The following is an 18,557-nucleotide window of genomic DNA, read 5'->3' as shown; positions in this document are numbered from 1 at the left end:
TTTCCGCGTCCTGCCGACATTTAACGCTGTTTAGCGCTTGCCGCTTGGGATGATGTCGATCATGCTCCAGCCGACAGATTGGATAAAGCCGCAAATTGTCAGAGAGGCATGATCGCCGCGAGGGAGCAATTCGCTCTGCGGAATGTGATCATCCTCCCGATACCCCTGCTGGCTGTTCGCACGCGCCATGCATAGATCAGCGGCTCCTGATCCTCGAGGGACCACGTCATGGACCATCCGAAATACAAGATCGCACTCATCGTCGGCGCCGGCGAAGGCCTGAGCGCCTCGCTGGCGCGGCTGCTGTCCGCCCAGGGCATCCGCGTCGCGCTGGCCGCGCGCAAGATCGAAAAGCTCGGCGCGCTCTGCAGCGAAACCGGCGCCAAGGCCTATGCCTGCAACGCCACCGAACCGGAGGAGGTCGAGCGCCTGTTCGGCCTGGTCGAGCGCGAGATCGGTACGCCCGATCTCGTGGTCTACAACGCCAGCGGCCGCACGCGGGGGCCGTTCGTCGATCTCGTTCCGGCCGATGTGGCGCAAGCGATCGCGATCAGCGCCTATGGCGGCTTCCTGGTGGCGCAGCAGGCGGCCAAGCGCATGCTGCCGAACAAGCATGGCGCGATCCTGTTCACCGGCGCTTCGGCCAGCGTCAAGGGCTACGCGCAATCCGCATCCTTCGCGATGGGCAAGTTCGCGCTGCGCGGCCTCGCGCAGAGCCTGGCGCGCGAATTGTCGCCGCAGGGCATTCATGTCGCGCATTTCGTCATCGACGGCGGCATCAAGAGCGCGACGCGCGCGGAAGCACCGGACAAGCCGGATTCGATGCTCGATCCCGATGCGATCGCGGAGAGCTATTGGAACGTGTTGCAGCAGCCGCGCAGTGCCTGGAGCTGGGAGCTCGAGCTGCGCCCCTGGGTGGAGAAGTTTTGAGGCGTGACTGCCGTAGGGTGGGCAAAGGCGCATAGCGCCGTGCCCACCATCAATGACGAAACAACAATGGTGGGCACGCTTCGCTTTGCCCATCCCACCAAGAGTAGGGAGCGACAATGACCACGGACACCACCATCGACACCGGCACCAGTGAACTGCTCTGCGTCATCCGCGACCGTGTCGCGGTGATCACGTTGAACCGGCCGGAGGCGCGCAACTCGCTGTCGGACACGCTGACGCCGGCGCTGCGCACGATGATCCGGACCTGCGGCGAGAGCCCCGATGTCGGCGCGCTCTTGCTCACCGGCGCGGGCGAAGCGTTCTGCGCCGGCGGCAACGTCAAGAGCATGGGCGCGCATCGCGACAAGGCTAAGCTCGAGATGTCGTTTGATGACAAGGTCGCCGATCTCCAGGAGCGGCAGCGGTTGCTGACCGGCGCGCTGGTCGCGGTGCGCAAGCCGACCATCGCCGCCTTGCCCGGCCCCGCGGTCGGCGCGGGGCTTGCCATCGCGATGGCCTGCGACATCCGCATCGCCGCGCAATCGGCCTTCGTGGCCACCGGCTACGCGCGCATCGCGCTCTCCGGCGACTACGGCATCGCCTGGCTGCTGACGCGCCTCGTCGGCACCGCCCGGGCGCGCGAGTTGCTGTTCACCGGCGATCGCGTCGATGCCGCGCGGGCCGAAGCCATCGGCCTCGTCAACCGCGTCGTGCCCGACGATAAATTGCAAGCCGAAGCATTCGCCCTGGCAAAGTCGCTCGCCGAAGGCCCGCGCCTCGCGCTGCGCTACATGAAGGACAATCTCGACGAGGCCCTGCTGTTCGATTTCGAAACCGCCCGCGACCACGAGGCCGAGCGGCTGATCCGCTTGACCACGACGGCCGATCACAAGGAAGCGGTGCAGGCGTTCATCGACAAGCGCAAGGCGGTGTTCACGGGGAAGTAGGCCGACGGATCAGCATCAGTCGCCGTCATTCCGGGGCGATGCGCATCATCGAGCTTTGATGCGCAATTACGCATCAGAGAATCCATCAGGCGACAGTACACGTCGTGAAATGGATTCCGGGCTCGCGCCATGCGCGCCCCGGAATGACGGCATGAGAGGGCGGGGAGACTGCAAAAAAATGCCCGGCTCTGGATCGCCAGAACCGGGCTTGCAGTGACGTCAGGTCGAGGCTGAGGGGCTTTCGGCCTGACGGGTAAGTGCGGCGAGGCGCCAACTCGCGCAGGGAATGTCTTTCGGTGCGACGCTGATTTCCTTGTCGAAGCGCACCAGCTTCCAGTCATCGGGATGATTGACGAAGGCGAAGCCGGATTTGCGCGCGAGCGAGATCATGGTGTCGTTCGCGCGCAGCGTGTCGCCGAACAGGTGCTCGGCGCCGAGCGCGGCGGCGCGGCATTCCAGATTCTTCATGAGCGCGGTGGCGATGCCGTGGCCCTGCCAGCGGTCATCGACGGACAGGCCGAACTCCAGCGCCGCGGTCTCGGCATGGAAGGCATAGCGCGCTTCGGCGACGATGGTCTCGAAGCCGTCGACCAACTTGGTCGCAACAACAGTAAAGCGTTCGCGCCCGCCGACATCGAGGAATTCGCTCAGCAGGCCCTTCGGCAATTCGCTGATCGCGCCGAAGAAGCGGTTGTAGCGGGACCGCGTCGTGAGCGAGCGGAAATAGTGCTGAAGCTCTTCGGTGTCGCGCGGCTCGACGAAACGGACGTTGAGCGCCTCGCCGTGTCGGGTGCGTAGCGTGTCCGAATATTGCTTCAGGTCTTCCAGGCGGAGAGAGATCATGACACGTGCCCAAGAGAAAGAGGGACCGCCGGCGCCCCCACAGTCGGGCGGCGCCGGCCTGGCGGCCAATCAGGCCCGCCAGAAGGGTTTGTCAGCCTCGTGGGCAATGTCGCTCCAGGACAGACCGACGTCATGAAGATCGCGGGCTGTCCAGTGGGTCAGTTCACGCCTGGTGCGATAGCGCTCGTGCCAGACATGCAGGGTCTCCCCAATCTGGGTGAGTAGTCCGGACGCATGATGATTTGTCATTGAATTTTGGGTCAAAGTAGACATGTTCAGCTCCTTGAGCTAACTTGAACGCCAATATCTGCCTCCGAGTGCACTGCGACAAACGACAATTTGTACCTTTTCGCATGAAATAACGTCATGCATCCTGCTGCCAGATGACTGCCAGATTGCCCTCGCTGAACGGATTGCGGGCGTTCGAGGCTGCCGCGCGCCATCTCAGCTTCACGCTGGCCGCAAGCGAGCTGAACGTGACGCAGACCGCGATCAGCCATCAGATCCGCAGGCTCGAGGAAGAGCTCGGCATCCGCCTGTTCATCCGGCAGAACCGCGCGCTGGCGTTGACGCCGGAGGCGCGCGACTATCTGCCGGGCGTCCGCGCCGCCTTCAACGACCTCCGCCTCGCCACCGACCGGTTGCTGCGCAAGGACGACGACAAGGTGTTGACCGTCTCGACGCTGGCCTCGCTCGCGGCAAAATGGCTGCTGCCGCGGCTGACCGATTTCCAGGAGCAGCATCCCGGCATCGACGTCCGCATCACCACCTCGACCAGCCTGGTCGATTTCCAGCGCGACAATGTCGACGCCGCGATCCGCTATGGCCGCGGCCAGTGGCCGGGCCTGCGTGCCGACTGGCTGATGGCCGACGAGCTGTTTCCGGTGTGCAGCCCGTCGCTGCTGCGCGGCGACAAGCCGCTGCGCAAGCCCGAGGATCTCCGGGGCTATCCGCTGCTGCACACCTCCAACGCCAACAGCGACGACTGGCGGCTGTGGCTGACCGCGGCGGGGCTGCCGGTCGATATCGCAAGGCAGCCGGGCATCACCTTCGACATGATCTTCATGACCATCCAGGCCGCGATCGACGGCATCGGCGTGGCGATGGGCCGGACCTCCTACGTCCAGGACGACATCGCCAAGGGCCGGCTCGTGGTGCCCTTCAAGATTGCGCTGCCGGCCGATGCCGGCTTCTACCTGGTCGCGCCGGAGGGCCGCCGCGAGGCCCCGAAGCTTACCGCGTTCCGCACATGGATGATTGCTGCAACGCAGAATAAAGCCTGAAAAATCATCAGCTTCGCCAGCAAAATTGGTTGACTCACCCCCGCTCGGCGCGAGAGAGGTGACAGATTGTCGCAGCATCGATCTGTCGCCTTGCCGTGAAACGAGTTCCGGTCCGGCCACGTCTTCAGGGAGCCATGCCATGGCTGGACCAGCAACCAATCCGCCCGAGATCAAGTCGCGCATCGGCGCGATCCTGCGCGCCACTTCGGGCAATTTCCTCGAGCAGTTCGACTTCTTCCTGTTCGGCTTCTATGCCGCGGCCATCGGCAAGGCGTTCTTCCCCTCCACCAACGAGACGGCATCGCTGCTCAACACATTCGGTGTGTTCTGGCTCGGCGCCCTGATGCGTCCGGTCGGCGCGATCGTGCTCGGCGCCTATATCGATCGCATCGGACGCCGCCAGGGCCTGATCGTCACGCTTGGCATCATGGCCATCGGCACCGTCGTCATCGCGTTCTGCCCGAGCTATGCAACCATCGGCATTGCGGCGCCGGTCATCGTGCTGATCGGCCGCTTGCTGCAAGGCTTCTCCGCCGGCGTCGAACTCGGCGGCGTGTCGGTGTATCTCGCCGAGATCTCGACGCCGGGCAATCGCGGCTTCTACACCTCGTTCCAGTCGTCGAGCCAGCAGGTCGCGATTTTCGTCGCCTCGATCCTCGGCTTCCTCCTCTCCGAGGTGATGCCGGCCGACACCGTGGCCGCCTGGGGCTGGCGCATTCCCTTCTTCGTCGGCTGCATGATCATTCCCCTGATCTTCTTCCTGCGGCGCACGCTCGAGGAAACACCGGCCTTCCTCGCCATGAAGAGGCACCCGAGCGCGAACGAAGTGTTCGCGTCCGCGCTCGCCAACTGGCGCATCGTGCTGCTCGGCATGATGATCGCGATCCTGACAACGACGACGTTTTACTTCGTCACCGTGTACACGCCGACCTTCGGCAAGACCGTGCTGAAGCTGTCGTCGCAGGATGCGCTGCTGGTGACGCTGCTCGTCGCCGTCACCAACTTCTTCTGGAATCCGGTCGGCGGCGCGCTGTCCGACCGTATCGGCCGCAAGCCGGTGCTGGTCGGCATCGCTACCCTGGCGCTGCTCACCGCCTACCCCGCGCTGAGCTGGCTGGTGGCCGCACCGACCTTCGGCAAGCTGCTCGCCGTCGAGATGATGTTCTCGTTCTATTTCGGCATTTACAGCGGCACCATGCTCGGCGCTCTCGTCGAGATCGTACCGGCGCATGTGCGCACGACCTGCTTCTCACTGGCCTTCGCGCTCGCCGCCGCGCTGTTCGGCACCTTCACCCCGTTCGCCTCGACGTTGCTGATCGACTACACCGGCAACAAGGCCGCGCCCGGTCTCTGGCTGATGTTCGCGGCGGCGCTCGGCATCATCGCCGCGCTGGTCGTCTATCGCGGCGGCGGCAGGGCGGTGCCGACCTATGATGCGGTGGCGGAGCCGGTCGCGGGGCATTGATGGCTCTCGCCTCTCCCCGCTTGCCGGGAGAGGGGGCGCACGATGGGGAGAGATTACAGCTCCACCACCACGTAATCGCTCTCGACCTTCACCGTGACAGTCTCGGCCACATACGGCCCCTTCACCACGCTCGCGCCCGGCTCGACGTGGGCCGGGTACGCCTTGACGCGGAAGCGGCGGGGATCGCAGTAGGACTGGCCGGTGCGGATGTCGAACTCCCAGCCGTGCCAAGGGCAGCGGATGATCTCGCCGAGCTTCGTATATTCGATCTCGCCGGGCTCGCTCGACTGTGCGAGCCCGATCAACGGGCCCTCGCACAGCGCCGCGCCCTGATGCGGGCAGCGGTTCATCAATCCGAAATATTCGCCCTTGATGTTGAAGACCGCGATCGGCCGTCCCTCGATCTCCAGGAATTTTCGCGTGCCGGGCGGAAGCTCATCCACTGGCGCAATGACATGACGCGCCATCAAGCAATTCCGTACAGCTTCTTCGCATTGCCGAGATAGAACGCCTCGCGATTGGCTTCGCTGACGCCGGCCGGCAACACGCGCGACGGCTCGTCATAGTCCCAATGCGGATAGTCGGTCGCGAACAGCAGGCGGTCCCAGCCGATCCATTTGATGACGTCGAACAGATCCTCGCGCCGCTCCGGATCTTCCATCGGCTGCGTGGTCCACCACACCTGCTCGCGGATATATTCCGACGGCGGCCGTTTGACATGCGGCACCTCGCTCCTGAGACGCTGCCAGACCTTGTCGAGCCGCCAGGCCAGCGACGGCGCCCAGCCGAAGCCGGCCTCGATCATCACCATCTTCAGTTTCGGGAAGCGCTCGAACACGCCTTCCAGGACGAGGCTCGCCAGCGCCGATTGCTGGCATTGTGAATGTCCCACCATCTCCTCGATGTAATAGGACGGCCAGCCCGACGGCGTGATCGGGTTGCCGCCGAAGCCGAAGGCGTGGACGCCGACGGGCAGGCCCGCTTCTTCCGCGGCCTGATAGATCGGCCAGTAGCGGCGCTGGCCGAGCGGTTCGACATTGCGGCTGAGCAGCAGCACCTGCACAAAGTTCTTGTCCCCGGCGCGCTCGCGGATCTCCGCGGCGGCAGACAGACCGTCCTCATTGCCGACGACGATGGACGCCTTCAGCCGCTTGTCCTTGCTGGTCCATTTGTCGATCTGCCAATCGTTGATCGCCGAGCACAGCGCAGCCGAGAGCTCGTGGTTGCGGATGCCCTGCCCGGTGTTGAGCGGATTGAGAACGCCCAGCTGCACATTGTTGGGATCGAGCAGCTGCTTCTGCATGAAGGAGAGCGAGGAGCCCTGCGGGCCGCCTTCCGGCGGATAGGCGTCGCGGCGCGAGGCGTTGGGCTGTGCCTTTGGATAAGGCGGGCCTTCCATCATGCCCTGATAGGCGTGCACGCCGTAGACCTCGAGATGATGCTGCCAGCGTTTGGCGAGGTAGGGATAGAGCTCGGTGCGGGTCGCGCGTGCCGGATGGATGTCGCAGTCCGCGATCGCGGTCTTCACGGTGAGGGGAGCGGCGGAATCCGTTTGTTCGCGGAACTGGATGTTCATGGCCTTGCCTCCTTGGGAGGGAGTTCTTTCAGGCGGGGATAGGTCGCATGCGGATTATCGATCATGATCTTGCGCACGAGATCGGGAGACAGACCTTCGGGCAGCGCGTCCTGGCCGTCAAACTGCCAGTGCGGATAGTCCGTGGAGAATAGGACCAATTCGTCCGACTGCATATGATCAAACAGGCGAATTAATGTCTCGGCCTCCGGCGGCGCATCAAATGGCTGTAACGAGAAGCGGATATTGCTTCGCACAATTTCCAGCGGCGCGCGATCGACCCAGGGAGTCTCCATCCGCACCCCGCGCCAGAACTTGTGCAGCCGCCAGAGATAGGGGGAAATCCAGGAGACGCCGGATTCCAGCATCACCATCTTCAGCCCAGGATATTTGGCGAACACGCCCTCGACGATCAGGCTGGTGAGCTGGGCCTGGAACGCCTGGGCCTGACCGACATAATCCTCGATGTGGTAGGACCCCCATCCCACCGCGGTCGGCGGATTGTGATAGGCGGAACCGGCGTGGATGCCGACCGGCAGGTCCAGCCGTTCGGCGGCCTCATAGATCGGCCACAGCGCCCGCTTGCCGAGCGGCGTGTCGCCCATCACCAGCATCAGGACCTGCACGAAGCGCCTGTCCTGCGCGCAGCGCTCGATCTCGGCGACCGCCTTGTCGACGCTTTGCGTGGGAATGACGATCGAGCCGCGCAGCCGCCGATCGCGATCGAGCCATTTCTTCGCGAGCCACTCGTTCAGCGCGCGGCAGAAGGCGGCCTGCAAATCTTCCGAAAACACCATCTGCACGCCATAGAGCGGATTGCAGATGGCGAGCTCGAGCTGGAAGGGATCGAGCACATGGCGCTGCATGTCCTCCAGCCTCTCGCCAGGCTTGCCGCTCTCGGGCCGCCAGTCGGGACGCGAAGTGATCGGCGAATGCTCGGGATAGGATTGCGAGACGAGGTCGACCATGCCGCGCGTCGTCACCTGATCGCGCCAATAGTCGTTCAAATACGGCAGCAGGCTGGTCAGATGCGGCACGGCCGGATGCACGTCGCAATCCACCCCGCCGGCGATCAGGGACGCCATCACGTCTCCTTGTTGCGTTTCCTCGTGACGTTACCTTGCGCAGCGCTTCACCGCGCCGTCTTGCGCCTGCCATTCAAGCAGGCCTGCCCGTCGTCCGCAACTCGGCCAAGGCGACTGGCATATGCTAGGAAGGCACAGCTCGGTTGCGAGGAATGAGAGGATCAAGGGATGAAAGAGCTCGTCGGCATTGCGGAACAGGTCGCGGCCCAACTGATCGCGCGCAAGCAAACCATTGCGGTCGCCGAATCCTCGACCGGCGGCCTGATCTCGGCCAGCCTGCTCGCGGTCCCCGGCGCCTCGGCCTACTACCTCGGCGGGGCCGTGGTCTACACCCGCGATGCCAGGCGCGTGCTGATGGATATTTCAGATGAAGGAATGAAGGGCTTTCGCTCCTCGTCCGAGCCCTACGCAAAGCTCCTCGCGGACCAGATGCGTAGCCGCTTCAGCGCCGACTGGGGCCTGTCCGAGACCGGTGCCGCCGGCCCCACCGGCAACCGCTACGGCGACGCCGCCGGCCACAGCTGCATGGCGGTGTCCGGCCCCACGGCGGAGGTGATCACGCTGGAGACGGCGAGCGGCGACCGGTTTGCAAATATGCAGGTGTTTGCGGCGACGGCGTTGAAGTTGTTGCTGAGGAAGCTGGAGGGGTGAGCTGATCGAGCGAGCGGCCGCTGCGTTGCCTAACCCGTCATCCTGAGGTGCGAGACGCGCGGTGCAACGCGCCGCGGGGGGAGCCTCGAAGGATGAACGGCCGAGATGCAGCCGGGCCGTCGCCCTTCGAGGGCCGCTGAAGAAGCGGCCACCTCAGGGTGACGGTGAGAGGTTGGTGCCCGCGACAACCGACGATCACCTTCCCAAATGCCGCATGAAAATCCGCACCACATAGCCGTGCACCCGCGGCGCCTCGTCATAGATATCCGACGCGATCCGCTCGATCGTCTCGCGCAGGGACAAGAATTGCGCCTGGCGCGCGCTGCTCTCGGTGCCCTGCATGCCCGCAAGCTCGTCCATCGCGGCGTCGCTGATCTGGCACTGCACGATTTCGCCCTCGCTCAGCATGGTAAAGCGAAAGGCGAGCCGTTCGAGATCATGGCCAATGATCTTGTCACGCATCAGCGGCATGGAAAGCGGTCCGGTCGGCCCCCGCGCCGACAATGCTTGGAATTGCCGGGCTTGTCAGCCGCAAAGAGGTTGAGGCACTCTACTGGAACGCGACTTCGGCGAAACTGCGGAGCTTTCGCGAATGCAGCCGCTCGGATTCCTGCTGCTTGAGCCGCTCCAGCGCCTTCAGGCCGATTTCGAGATGCTGGCCGACACGGCGGCGGTAGAATTCGCTGGCCATGCCTGCGAGCTTGATCTCGCCGTGCAGCGGCTTGTCGGAGACGCAAAGCAGCGTGCCGTAGGGGACGCGGAAGCGGTAGCCGTTGGCGGCGATCGCGGCCGATTCCATGTCGAGCGCGACGGCGCGCGATTGCGACAGGCGGCGAATGACCTCAGGCCCGCTGATCTCCCAATTGCGGTTGTCGACGCTGGCCACCGTCCCGGTGCGCATCAGACGCTTGAGCTCGAAACCCTCGAGACCCGTGACGTCCTCGACCGCCTCTTCGAGCGCGACCTGCATTTCGGCGAGCGCCGGGATCGGCACCCACAGCGGCAGTTCGCGATCCAGTACATGGTCCTCGCGGACATAGCCGTGGGCGAGCACATAGTCGCCGAGCCGCTGCGTGTTGCGCAGGCCGGCGCAATGGCCGAGCATCAGCCAGGCATGCGGGCGCAGCACGGCGACGTGGTCGGTGACGTTGCGCGCATTGGACGGACCGGTGCCGATATTGATCAGGGTGATACCGCGGTAGCCCGGCGCGACCAGATGGAAGGCCGGCATCTGAGGCACGCGCGCGGGCGCCGTCCCGCTGGTCGCCCCGCCACCGCGCATGATGACATTACCGGGTGCAACGAAGGCCTCGAGGCCGGCCTCGCCGGACTGAAGCCGCTGCTGGCAGGCTTGCGCGAAGGCGTCGACATAGAACTGGTAGTTGGTGAAAATGACAAAGTTCTGGAAATGCTCGGGGTCGGTACCGGTGTAGTGATAGAGCCGGCGCAGCGAATAATCGACGCGGGCGGCGCGAAACAGCGACAGCGGCTCGGGCACGCCGGGCTGGAGCTTGAAAGTGCCGTCGGCGATGGAATCGTCCATGGTGGCCAGATCCGGCACGTCGAACGCATCGCGCAGCGATCGCGCGACGGGCGAGTTCTCGCTGGTGGTGATGGCAGCCTCGATGTTGATGTCGCGGCGATAGGCGAAGTGAATCGGGATCGGCTCGGCGGACTCGCCGATCTCGACGGGCACACCGTGGTTCTGGATCAGGAGGCCGATCTGCTCGGTCAGGTAGGCGCGAAACAGATCCGGCCGCGTCACGCTGGTTTCGTGCACGCCAGGTCCGGCGACGAAGCCGTAAGCGAGGCGCGAGTCCAGCCGCGCATGCGTCGCGGTGGTGATGCGCACGAAGGGATAATAGGCCCGCACTCGGGCCGTGATCGCTTCGCCGTTGACGTAAGCCTCGAACCTGTCACGCAGGAATTTCGTGTTGCGATCGTAGATCTCTTCGAGCCGGGCGACGGCCGGACCGGCGTCGGTGAAGGATTTGGTGGCGATGGAAGGTGGGGATTGCATGGTTCGATTGCCGGATTGCTTGGGGCTTGAGTCGAACTATAGCAAATAACGAGGACGCGTAGGGTGGGCAAAGCGAAGCGTGCCCACCACCGTCGCGCGAAGAGTGGGGGGCACGGTGCGTTGCGCCTTTGCCTACCCTACGAGATCGAGCCTGCCGCGCGAGATCCCGGATGCGCGCTAAGCGCGCTCCGGGATGCCGCGCTTTCGCGCGTCACTTCTCCCTGAACGCCCGCATCAACTGGTCGTGCAGGGGTTTCATCAGATAGGACAGCATGGTGCGGTCGCCGGTCTGAACGAAGGCTTCCACGGGCATGCCGGGGATCATCCTGGAGTCGCCGAGGCGGGCGATCTCGTCCGCCGGCAGCGAGACGCGGATGGTGTAGTAGCTCTGGCCGGTGCGCTGATCGGTAGTGACGTCAGGCGAGACGCGGCTGACGACGCCGTTGAGCTCGGGCGTGGTGCGCTGATTGAAGGCGGACAGGCGCAGCAGCGTCTTCTGGCCGATCTGCAGCTTGTCGATGTCAACCGGATTGACCTTGGCCTCGACCTGGAGATCGTCGGCCTGCGGCACGATCAGCATAAGGGCGTCGCCGGCGGTGACGACGCCGCCGACGGTATGAACGGTCGATTGCAGCACCATGCCGTCCTGCGGCGCGCGGATGTCGACGCGGCGAAGCTGGTCCTCGGCGGCAACCTTGCGCTCGATCATTTCGCCGATCTTGTCATTGGTCTCGCGCAGATCCTTGGAGACCTCGCTCACCATGTCCTTGTCGACCTGGATGATCTGGAGCTCGGTCTCGGTGATCTTGCCCTTGGCCTGCGCCCGCGAGGCGATGTACTGCGCGCGCTCGCCGTTGAGGCGGGCGCTGTCGCGTTCGAGCGTGGTCAGGCGCGAGATCTGCACCAGATGCTTCTCGTAGAGATCGCGGACGCCGACCAGCTCCTGCTGCACCAGCGAGATTTCCTTGTCCTTGGCCCTCTCCTGCGCTGAGAGACCCTCAATCTCCTCGTTGAGCTGCTGGATGCGCTCGCGAAGCTGCGCCTTCTGGCCGGCGCGGCCGTTGACACGGACGTCGAACAGCTTGGTTTCGGCGGAGAGCAGCGTCCTGACGTCGGGATCATTGCCGCGGTCGAGCAGCGATTGCGGGAAGTCGATCCTGTCGATTCCGCGCTGCTCGGCCTGGAGCCGCGCCGCGCGCGCCAGCGCTGCGTCGAGATTCTTGGTGACGATGGCGAGGTTCGCCTTGGTGACGGTGTCGTCCAGCCGCACCACGACGTCGCCGGCCTTGACCACGTCGCCGTCGCGGGCGCGCAGCTCGCCGACCACGCCGCCGGTCGGGTGCTGCACCTTCTTGACGTTGGATTCGACCACGATCTGGCCCGGCGCGATCAGCGCGCCGGAGATTTGCACGGTCGACGCCCAGCCGCCGAGGCCGACCACGAGGACCAAGACGATCCCGAGCCCGAGCATCAGGTGAAACCGGATCGATTCCCGCACGGTCCGCTTTGCGGCGGGTTTTGTCCCGCCGATCGTCATCGTGCTCATGACTTCCCGCCTTCGCTGACGATCTTGATCGGTGCCGGCGGCGTCACGCGCGGCTGCAGCACCTGGGCGAGCACCTGCTCCTTCGGTCCGAAGGCCTGCATGCGGCCGTCACGCAGCACCAGGATCTGGTCGACCGCCTCGACGCCGATCGGCCGGTGCGCCACCACGATGACGATGGCGCCGCGGTCGCGTGCGCCGCGGATCGCGCGGGTCAGCGCCTCGTCGCCTTCGGTGTCGAGATTGGAATTGGGCTCGTCGAGCACGATCAGGAACGGATTGCCGTAGAGGGCACGCGCCAGCGCCACGCGCTGGGCCTGGCCTGCGGAGAGCGCGGTGCCCTGCTCGCCGACTTGCGTGTTGTAGCCCTCACGCATCTTGATGATCATCTCGTGCACGCCGGCTTCCTTGGCCGCGGCAATGATGCCGTCGGAGGTGGCCGCAGGGTCGAACCGGCTGATGTTCTGCGCGATGGAGCCGCCGAACAATTCGACGTCCTGCGGCAGATAACCGATGTGGCGGCCGAGCATGTCGCTTGACCATTGGTCGAGCGCCGCGCCGTCGAGCCGCACCTTGCCGCGGACAGGATGCCAGACGCCGACGAGGGCCCGGATCAGCGAGGATTTGCCGGAGCCGCTCGGCCCGATCACACCGAGGCCGTTGCCGGCAGCGAGCGCGAAGGTGACGTCCTGCACGATGAGGCGCTGGTCGCCCGGCGGCACCATGGCGATGCCCTCGACCGAGAGGCGGCTGGTGGGCGCCTGCAACTGGGTCGGCATCGTCTGCGCCGGCATCTGCTCCAAAAGGCGCGTGAGGCGATGCCAGCTCTGGCGGGCCGCGGCAAAGGACTTCCAGTGCGCGATGGCGAGATCGACCGGCGCCAGCGCGCGGGCCGAGAGGATCGAGCCGGCGATGATGATGCCGGCGGTCGCCTCCTGGTGGATGACGAGATAGGCACCGACCGCGAGCACCGCCGATTGCAGCATCATGCGCAGCACCTTGGCGACCGCGCCGAGACCGCCGGCGACGTCGCTCGCACGCTGATTGCCGTCGAGATATTTTTCGTTGGCCTCGCTCCAACGCTGGTTCATCCGGCCGGTCATGCCCATCGACACCATGACTTCGGCATTGCGGCGGCTGGACTGGGCAATGTCGTTGCGCTGGGCCGCGAGACCCATCGCGTCGCGCGCCGGCTGGCGGGACATGAACTCAGTGACCAGCGTCAGCCCGACCAGAATGATGGCGCCGACCAGGGCGGTGACGCCGATCATGACATGGAAGGCGAAGCAGATGGCGAGATAGAGCGGCAGCCAGGGCAGGTCGAAGAACGCGCTCGGCCCCATGCTGCCGAGGAAGGAGCGGACATTGTCGAGGTCGCGCAGCGGCTGCAGGCCCTCGTTGCGGTTGCCGACCAGCAGCGGCAGCCGCACGATGGTGTCGAACACGCGCTTGTTGAGGGCTTCATCGAGCGCGGTGCCGATCCGCCCCAGGATCCGGTTGCGGATCATGTCGAGCACGCCCTGCGCCATGTAGAGGAAGCTGGCGAGGACGATCAGGCCGATCAGGGTCGGAACGCTGCGGCTCGGCAGCACCCGGTCGTAGACCTCCAGCATGAAGATCGACCCGGTCAGATAGAGCAGGTTGATCATGCAGCTCATCAAGCCGACGCCAATGAACGCCGTGCGACAGGCGCGCAAGGCGTCACCGAGCTCTGAACGGCGGACGCCAGGTACGGCTGCCATCAGTCTGATCTCTTTCAGGTGAGGGGCCGGAGCCCCCGATTTCACAGGCAGTTCAGGGGTATTCGACCCGGATTAACATGGTCTTCCCGCTGCGCCGAGCGCAGCCGATTATTAATCCGGGACCCCGATGGGTCACATCACCCCCTGACGGCCTCGCACGCAAGTCCGGTATTTCACAGTCTTTGCGGCTTTTTATAGCAGACATCGCGGCCTCTCCCCAGCCGGGGAGAGGCGAAAGTTCCGATTGAACCGAGGGAGCTGCTAAAGCCGGCCGCCGCCGCGCACCAGCCTCACCACCAGCAGCAGGATGACCGCGCCGATCGCGGAATAGACGATCTCGGACACCAGGCCCGTGCCGATGTGAATGCCGAGCTTTGGAAACAACAGGCTCGCGACCAGCGCGCCGCAGATGCCGATGACGATGTCGCCGATGATCCCGAATCCGGCGCCCCGCACGATCTTGCCGGCCAGCCAGCCGGCGACCAGGCCGACGAACAGGATGACGAGCAGGCCTTCGTTGGAAATGTACATAAGTGACGTCCCTCTGGCGTGAATGCCCCGCATGGAACGGGAACCGGAATGAATGGGGTGTGAATGCGGTTCCCCACCGCCTGGTTGCGCCTGCGGAAACAAAAATGTCGAAAACAACCCCATGCACAGTAGAAACGGGTTCGGCAATTGGCGCACGGTGAACTGTGACAAGTCGGTGTTGTCGTGGAGGAATTCTGAAATCGCGCGCGATTCTCCTAACCTCACCCCGCATCCGCCTTCGCCCGAAGGCGGGCTTCGGCGGACAAGAGGGCGGGGCGAGGGCGCGCACCGGCTACGGGCGACAGCTAGGAAACGGCCACCGGCTCCGCCAGCACACACCGCGCCGCCCGGCCCGGTCCGACCTCCACATTGGGAGGCAGCTGCTCCAGGCAGCGCGGCTCGGCGAGCTTGCAACGGGGGGCGAAGGAGCAGCTGTTCGGCTTCTCCGCCAGCGACGGCGGCGTGCCGGGGATGGTTTCGAGGCGCTGCCCCCGCTTGGCGCCGTGGATGGTCGAGGCGAGCAGGCCCTTGGCGTAGGGATGCACAGGGCTGCGGACGATGTCGCGAAGCGTGCCCCGCTCCACGATCTGGCCGGCATACATCACCGCGACGCGGTCGCAGATCTCGATGGCGACGCCGATGTCGTGGGTGACGAAGATGACGGACATGCCGAACTCGCGCTGCAGTTCGCGCAAGAGCAGCAATATCTGGATCTGCACGGTGGCATCGAGCGCCGTGGTCGGCTCGTCCGCGAGCAGGATCTTGGGCCGGCAGGCCAGCGCCAACGCGATCATCGCACGCTGGCGCATGCCGCCGGACATCTCGTGCGGATAGGCGTCGAGACGCCGCTTGGCCGAGGGAATACGCACGACCTCGAGCATCTCGAGCGCCCTCGCCCTGCCCTCCGCGTAAGACTTGCCCTCGTGACGCACGACGCTTTCGGCGATCTGTGCGCCGATGGTGTAGACCGGGTCGAGCGCCAGCGCGGGCTCCTGAAAGATCATCGACACGGTCTGACCGCGGAACGACGAGAGTTCCTCGTCGTTCATGGCCAGCACGTCGCGGCCCATGACGTTGACCTTGCCCGTGATCTGCGTGCGCTTCTTCGGCAGCAGCCGCATCAGCGCACGCAATGTCACGCTCTTGCCCGAACCAGATTCGCCGAGCAGGCCCAGCACCTCGCCGTCGCCGAGCGAGAGACTGAGATCGTTCACGGCATAGACCGTGCGCTCGCCGGTGAAGCGGATGTTGAGACCTGAGATGTCGACGAGCTTTGTCATGACGGCAGCTTGGGTACCCGGTCGTGATAGTCGGTGACGCGCTGGAACGCAGCGCCGATGGTGAGTAGGGTCGCCTCGTCGAAGGAGCGGCCGATCAGCTGCATGCCGACTGGCAGGCCGCTTTTGGTGAAGCCCGAGGGAATGGTGAGCGACGGCAGCCCGAGATAGTTCACCGGACGGGTGAACAGCGTCAGGCGCTGCACCATGGCTGGCGCGTTCGGTCCGCCGCCAACGTCGCTCTCCTCGATGGTCGGTGCCGGCACCGGCGAGGCCGGCGCGATGATTGCGTCGACGCCGGCTGTGGCTGCATTGTGCGCCGCGAGCGCCGGCCCGCGCCAGCGCATCGCTTCGAGATAGGTGATGGCGGGCACGGCGAGACCGTTCTGAAGCCGCATCAAGACCTGCGGGCCGTAATCCTGCGGACGCTCGATCATCCAGCGCTTGTGGAACGCGGCAGCTTCCGCCGCGAGCACGAGCTGGCTTGCCGATGACAATTGCCGCTGGTCCGGCAGCTCGACCTTGACGATGTCGGCGCCTTCGCGCTTGAGCACCGCGATGGTCTCGTCGAGCACGCGCGCGACCTCGCTGTCGAGATCGTCGACATAGAAGGACGCGGGCACGCCGATCTTGAGGCCTTTCAGCGAGCCCTTGGTCGCCGCGACATAGTCCGACAGCGGCTCGTGGCTGGTGGTCGAATCTGCGGGATCGAGACCCGCCATCAAGGCCAGCAGCAGCGCGCAATCCTCCGCGGTCCGCGCGAGCGGGCCGACCGTGTCGAGCGATTGCGACAGCGGCATCGCGCCGGCGCGGCTGACGCGGCCGACGGTGGTCTTCAGGCCCGTGACGCCGCAGAAATGCGCGGGCATGCGGATCGAGCCGCCGGTGTCCGAGCCGAGCGCGGCAAACGTCAGGCGCGCGGCGACCGACGAGCCGGAGCCCGACGAGGAGCCGCCGGTGATATGCGCGACATTCCAGGGATTGCGGACTGGGCCATAATGGGCGTTGTGGCCGGTCGGGCCGTAGGCGAATTCCGCCAGATGCAGCGTGCCGAGGCGAACCTGGCCGGCGTCCTTCAGCCGCTGCAAAGCGGTCGACGTCACGGTCGGCACGAAATCGCGGCGGATCAGCGAGCCGCAGGTCGAGACCTTGCCGGCATCGTAATACATGTCCTTGTGCGCGAGCGGCACGCCATGCAGCGGACCGCGCACCTTGTCCTTGGCGAGCTCGGCGTCGGCGGCCTCGGCCGCTTTCAACGCAGCCTCCGCTTCGATCGACATGAAGGCGTTGAGATGCGGCTGCCACTGCGCGATGCGATGCAGCAGCGCGCGCGTCACCTCATGCGAGGACACCTGCTTCATCGCGATCGCACGCGCGACCTCGGTGAGCGTCATCAATGCAGGCTCAGTGCTCATTTCGACACCTTCAGCGTCTGCGCGATCGGATAGAGCGCGGGCTCGAGATCGAACGGCAACGTGCCGGCGATGGCCTCGAACCCTTCGAAGGCCGGTCCGATCGAATTGGAAATGCGCGTTGCGATCTCGTCATCGACGGGGACGCCTGCGATTTGCGCGATCGGCTTGATCTCTTTGGGTGTCGGTCTCGTCATGCGGTTTCCTCTGCGGGCGCGCGGCTATGGCCTGAACCCGGGATCACCATATAGCACGCCGCCTCGTGGCCCATTCTATCGACGGCCGTGAGCTTTGGTGCGGCATTTGCGCAGAGCGGCTCCGCAAACGCGCAGCGGGTGTGGAAGCGGCAGCCCGGCGGCGGATCGATCGGATTGGGCGGATCGCCCGAGATCGGCGGCTTCTCGGTGCGCCGATCCGGGTCGGACGACGGCATCGCCGCAAGCAGCGCGCGCGTATAGGGATGCGCGGGACTGTCCCAGACCTGGTCCACGGGGCCGAGCTCGACGACCTCGCCGAGATACATCACCAGCACGCGGTCCGAGATGTAGCGGACGACGTTGAGGTCGTGGCTGATGAAGAGATAGGTCAGGCCGAACTCGCGCTTGAGATCGGCGAGCAAATTCAGCACCTGTGCCTCGACCGATTTGTCGAGCGCGGACACCGCTTCATCGAGGATCACCAGGCGCGGCGACAGCGCGAGCGCGCGCGCGATGTTGACGCGCTGGCGCTGGCCGCCGGAGATCTCGTGCGGATAGCGGTTGGCGAAGTTTTCGGGGCGCAGGCCCACCTTGCCGAGCAGCTCGCGCGCCAGTGCGCGCGCCGTACCGTCGGCCATGCCGTGAACCTTCGGCCCGAAGGCGATGGATTCCTCGATGGTGAGGCGAGGATTAAGCGAGGCGTAGGAATCCTGGAACACCATCTGCATGCCGCGGCGAAGTTCACGCAGGCTCAGCGACTGCCCGACGGTCATGCCGTCATAGATGATATCGCCGACATCGCGCGGCATCAGGTGCATCAGGAGCCGCGCGGTGGTCGACTTGCCGCAGCCGGACTCGCCGACGATGCCGACGGTCTCGCCCTTGGCGACGGTGAAGGACACGTTGTCGACGGCCCGAACGGTGCGTTTTGCGGCGAACAGCCCACCGCGAACCGGAAAATGCTTGGTCAGGCCGTTGACCTGAAGCAGCGGCTGCGCGGCGCCGCCAAGGTCTTCGATCGGCTCCAGCATGGCGACGGGGGTGTTGGTCTCGCTCAT

20 protein-coding genes are annotated in these 18,557 nt (G+C 65.3%); 5 read left to right on the top strand and 15 right to left on the bottom strand.

Going from position 1 to position 18,557, the window contains the following annotated elements; genetic code table 11:
• Positions 1–30: 30 nt before the first annotated feature.
• Positions 31–189 carry a hypothetical protein gene (locus WHZ77_RS03645; RefSeq protein WP_375312434.1) on the bottom strand — a complete coding sequence of 53 codons (159 nt, stop codon included), beginning with the start codon at positions 187–189 and terminating at the stop codon, positions 31–33.
• 39 nt (positions 190–228) lie between these two features.
• Between WHZ77_RS03645 and WHZ77_RS03640 the strand changes: the two genes are divergently transcribed.
• Both WHZ77_RS03640 and WHZ77_RS03635 read left to right on the top strand, forming a co-directional pair.
• Positions 229–930, top strand: coding sequence for an SDR family NAD(P)-dependent oxidoreductase (locus tag WHZ77_RS03640; RefSeq protein ID WP_014439512.1), 702 nt, complete (start codon positions 229–231; stop codon positions 928–930).
• A 116-nt stretch (positions 931–1,046) separates the two neighbouring features.
• Positions 1,047–1,877 (top strand): enoyl-CoA hydratase, encoded by an 831-nt coding sequence (locus tag WHZ77_RS03635; protein WP_375312433.1) that lies wholly within the window; start codon positions 1,047–1,049, stop codon positions 1,875–1,877.
• 219 nt (positions 1,878–2,096) lie between these two features.
• On the opposite strand, the gene WHZ77_RS03630 is transcribed toward WHZ77_RS03635, so the two are convergent.
• Positions 2,097–2,720: a GNAT family N-acetyltransferase gene (locus tag WHZ77_RS03630; RefSeq protein WP_375312432.1), complete on the bottom strand. Its 624-nt coding sequence runs from the start codon at positions 2,718–2,720 to the stop codon at positions 2,097–2,099.
• Positions 2,721–2,789: 69 nt separating this feature from the next.
• Positions 2,790–2,993, bottom strand: coding sequence for a DUF1127 domain-containing protein (locus WHZ77_RS03625; RefSeq protein WP_375312431.1), 204 nt, complete (start codon positions 2,991–2,993; stop codon positions 2,790–2,792).
• Positions 2,994–3,103: 110 nt separating this feature from the next.
• On the opposite strand from WHZ77_RS03625, the gene WHZ77_RS03620 reads away from it, so the two are divergent.
• Together WHZ77_RS03620 and WHZ77_RS03615 are read left to right on the top strand one after the other, a co-directional pair.
• Positions 3,104–4,003 carry a transcriptional regulator GcvA gene (locus WHZ77_RS03620; RefSeq protein WP_375312430.1) on the top strand — a complete coding sequence of 300 codons (900 nt, stop codon included), beginning with the start codon at positions 3,104–3,106 and terminating at the stop codon, positions 4,001–4,003.
• A 139-nt stretch (positions 4,004–4,142) separates the two neighbouring features.
• Positions 4,143–5,468 carry an MFS transporter gene (locus WHZ77_RS03615; RefSeq protein ID WP_375312429.1) on the top strand — a complete coding sequence of 442 codons (1,326 nt, stop codon included), beginning with the start codon at positions 4,143–4,145 and terminating at the stop codon, positions 5,466–5,468.
• Positions 5,469–5,521: 53 nt separating this feature from the next.
• Here WHZ77_RS03615 and WHZ77_RS03610 read toward each other — a convergent pair whose 3' ends face one another.
• Genes WHZ77_RS03610 through WHZ77_RS03600 form a run of 3 tightly spaced genes read right to left on the bottom strand, consistent with a single transcriptional unit; the run spans position 5,522 to position 8,126 of the window.
• Complete coding sequence (locus tag WHZ77_RS03610) at positions 5,522–5,935, bottom strand: Rieske (2Fe-2S) protein (RefSeq protein WP_375312428.1); 414 nt, start codon at positions 5,933–5,935, stop codon at positions 5,522–5,524.
• Entirely contained in the window at positions 5,935–7,044 is a 1,110-nt protein-coding gene (locus WHZ77_RS03605; protein WP_375312427.1) for an amidohydrolase family protein, read from the bottom strand. Before WHZ77_RS03605 ends, WHZ77_RS03610 begins: the two co-directional genes overlap by 1 nt.
• Positions 7,041–8,126 carry an amidohydrolase family protein gene (locus tag WHZ77_RS03600; protein ID WP_375312426.1) on the bottom strand — a complete coding sequence of 362 codons (1,086 nt, stop codon included), beginning with the start codon at positions 8,124–8,126 and terminating at the stop codon, positions 7,041–7,043. Before WHZ77_RS03600 ends, WHZ77_RS03605 begins: the two co-directional genes overlap by 4 nt.
• A gap of 168 nt (positions 8,127–8,294) precedes the next feature.
• On the opposite strand from WHZ77_RS03600, the gene WHZ77_RS03595 reads away from it, so the two are divergent.
• The gene (locus WHZ77_RS03595) at positions 8,295–8,777 is read left to right on the top strand and encodes a CinA family protein (protein WP_375312425.1); all 483 of its coding nucleotides are present in this window, start codon (positions 8,295–8,297) and stop codon (positions 8,775–8,777) included.
• 195 nt (positions 8,778–8,972) lie between these two features.
• Here WHZ77_RS03595 and WHZ77_RS03590 read toward each other — a convergent pair whose 3' ends face one another.
• The 9 genes from WHZ77_RS03590 to WHZ77_RS03550 all read right to left on the bottom strand — a co-directional run bounded on the left by WHZ77_RS03590 (position 8,973) and on the right by WHZ77_RS03550 (position 18,557).
• Positions 8,973–9,248: a DUF1488 family protein gene (locus tag WHZ77_RS03590; RefSeq protein WP_375312424.1), complete on the bottom strand. Its 276-nt coding sequence runs from the start codon at positions 9,246–9,248 to the stop codon at positions 8,973–8,975.
• A 79-nt stretch (positions 9,249–9,327) separates the two neighbouring features.
• Positions 9,328–10,797, bottom strand: a complete 1,470-nt coding sequence (locus WHZ77_RS03585; RefSeq protein ID WP_375312423.1) for an AMP nucleosidase — start codon at positions 10,795–10,797, stop codon at positions 9,328–9,330.
• A gap of 211 nt (positions 10,798–11,008) precedes the next feature.
• Entirely contained in the window at positions 11,009–12,343 is a 1,335-nt protein-coding gene (locus WHZ77_RS03580; protein WP_375312422.1) for an HlyD family type I secretion periplasmic adaptor subunit, read from the bottom strand.
• Entirely contained in the window at positions 12,340–14,082 is a 1,743-nt protein-coding gene (locus WHZ77_RS03575) for a type I secretion system permease/ATPase (RefSeq protein WP_375312421.1), read from the bottom strand. Before WHZ77_RS03575 ends, WHZ77_RS03580 begins: the two co-directional genes overlap by 4 nt.
• Positions 14,083–14,343: 261 nt before the next feature.
• On the bottom strand, positions 14,344–14,613 hold the full coding sequence (locus WHZ77_RS03570; RefSeq protein ID WP_375312420.1) for a GlsB/YeaQ/YmgE family stress response membrane protein: 270 nt from the start codon (positions 14,611–14,613) through the stop codon (positions 14,344–14,346).
• Positions 14,614–14,918: 305 nt separating this feature from the next.
• Positions 14,919–15,893 (bottom strand): ABC transporter ATP-binding protein, encoded by a 975-nt coding sequence (locus WHZ77_RS03565; RefSeq protein ID WP_375312419.1) that lies wholly within the window; start codon positions 15,891–15,893, stop codon positions 14,919–14,921.
• Entirely contained in the window at positions 15,890–17,305 is a 1,416-nt protein-coding gene (locus tag WHZ77_RS03560) for an amidase (RefSeq protein WP_375312418.1), read from the bottom strand. Before WHZ77_RS03560 ends, WHZ77_RS03565 begins: the two co-directional genes overlap by 4 nt.
• Entirely contained in the window at positions 17,302–17,499 is a 198-nt protein-coding gene (locus tag WHZ77_RS03555; RefSeq protein WP_247507473.1) for a hypothetical protein, read from the bottom strand. Before WHZ77_RS03555 ends, WHZ77_RS03560 begins: the two co-directional genes overlap by 4 nt.
• Positions 17,496–18,557, bottom strand: coding sequence for an ABC transporter ATP-binding protein (locus tag WHZ77_RS03550; protein WP_375312417.1), 1,062 nt, complete (start codon positions 18,555–18,557; stop codon positions 17,496–17,498). The genes WHZ77_RS03555 and WHZ77_RS03550 overlap by 4 nt, the downstream gene beginning before the upstream one ends.

The sequence above is a fragment of the Bradyrhizobium sp. A5 genome, assembly GCF_042076515.1.
Classification (GTDB): Bacteria; Pseudomonadota; Alphaproteobacteria; order Rhizobiales; family Xanthobacteraceae; genus Bradyrhizobium; species Bradyrhizobium cosmicum.
Note: the sequence above shows the minus strand (reverse complement) of the source record. Positions and strands in the feature narration are given on the sequence as shown.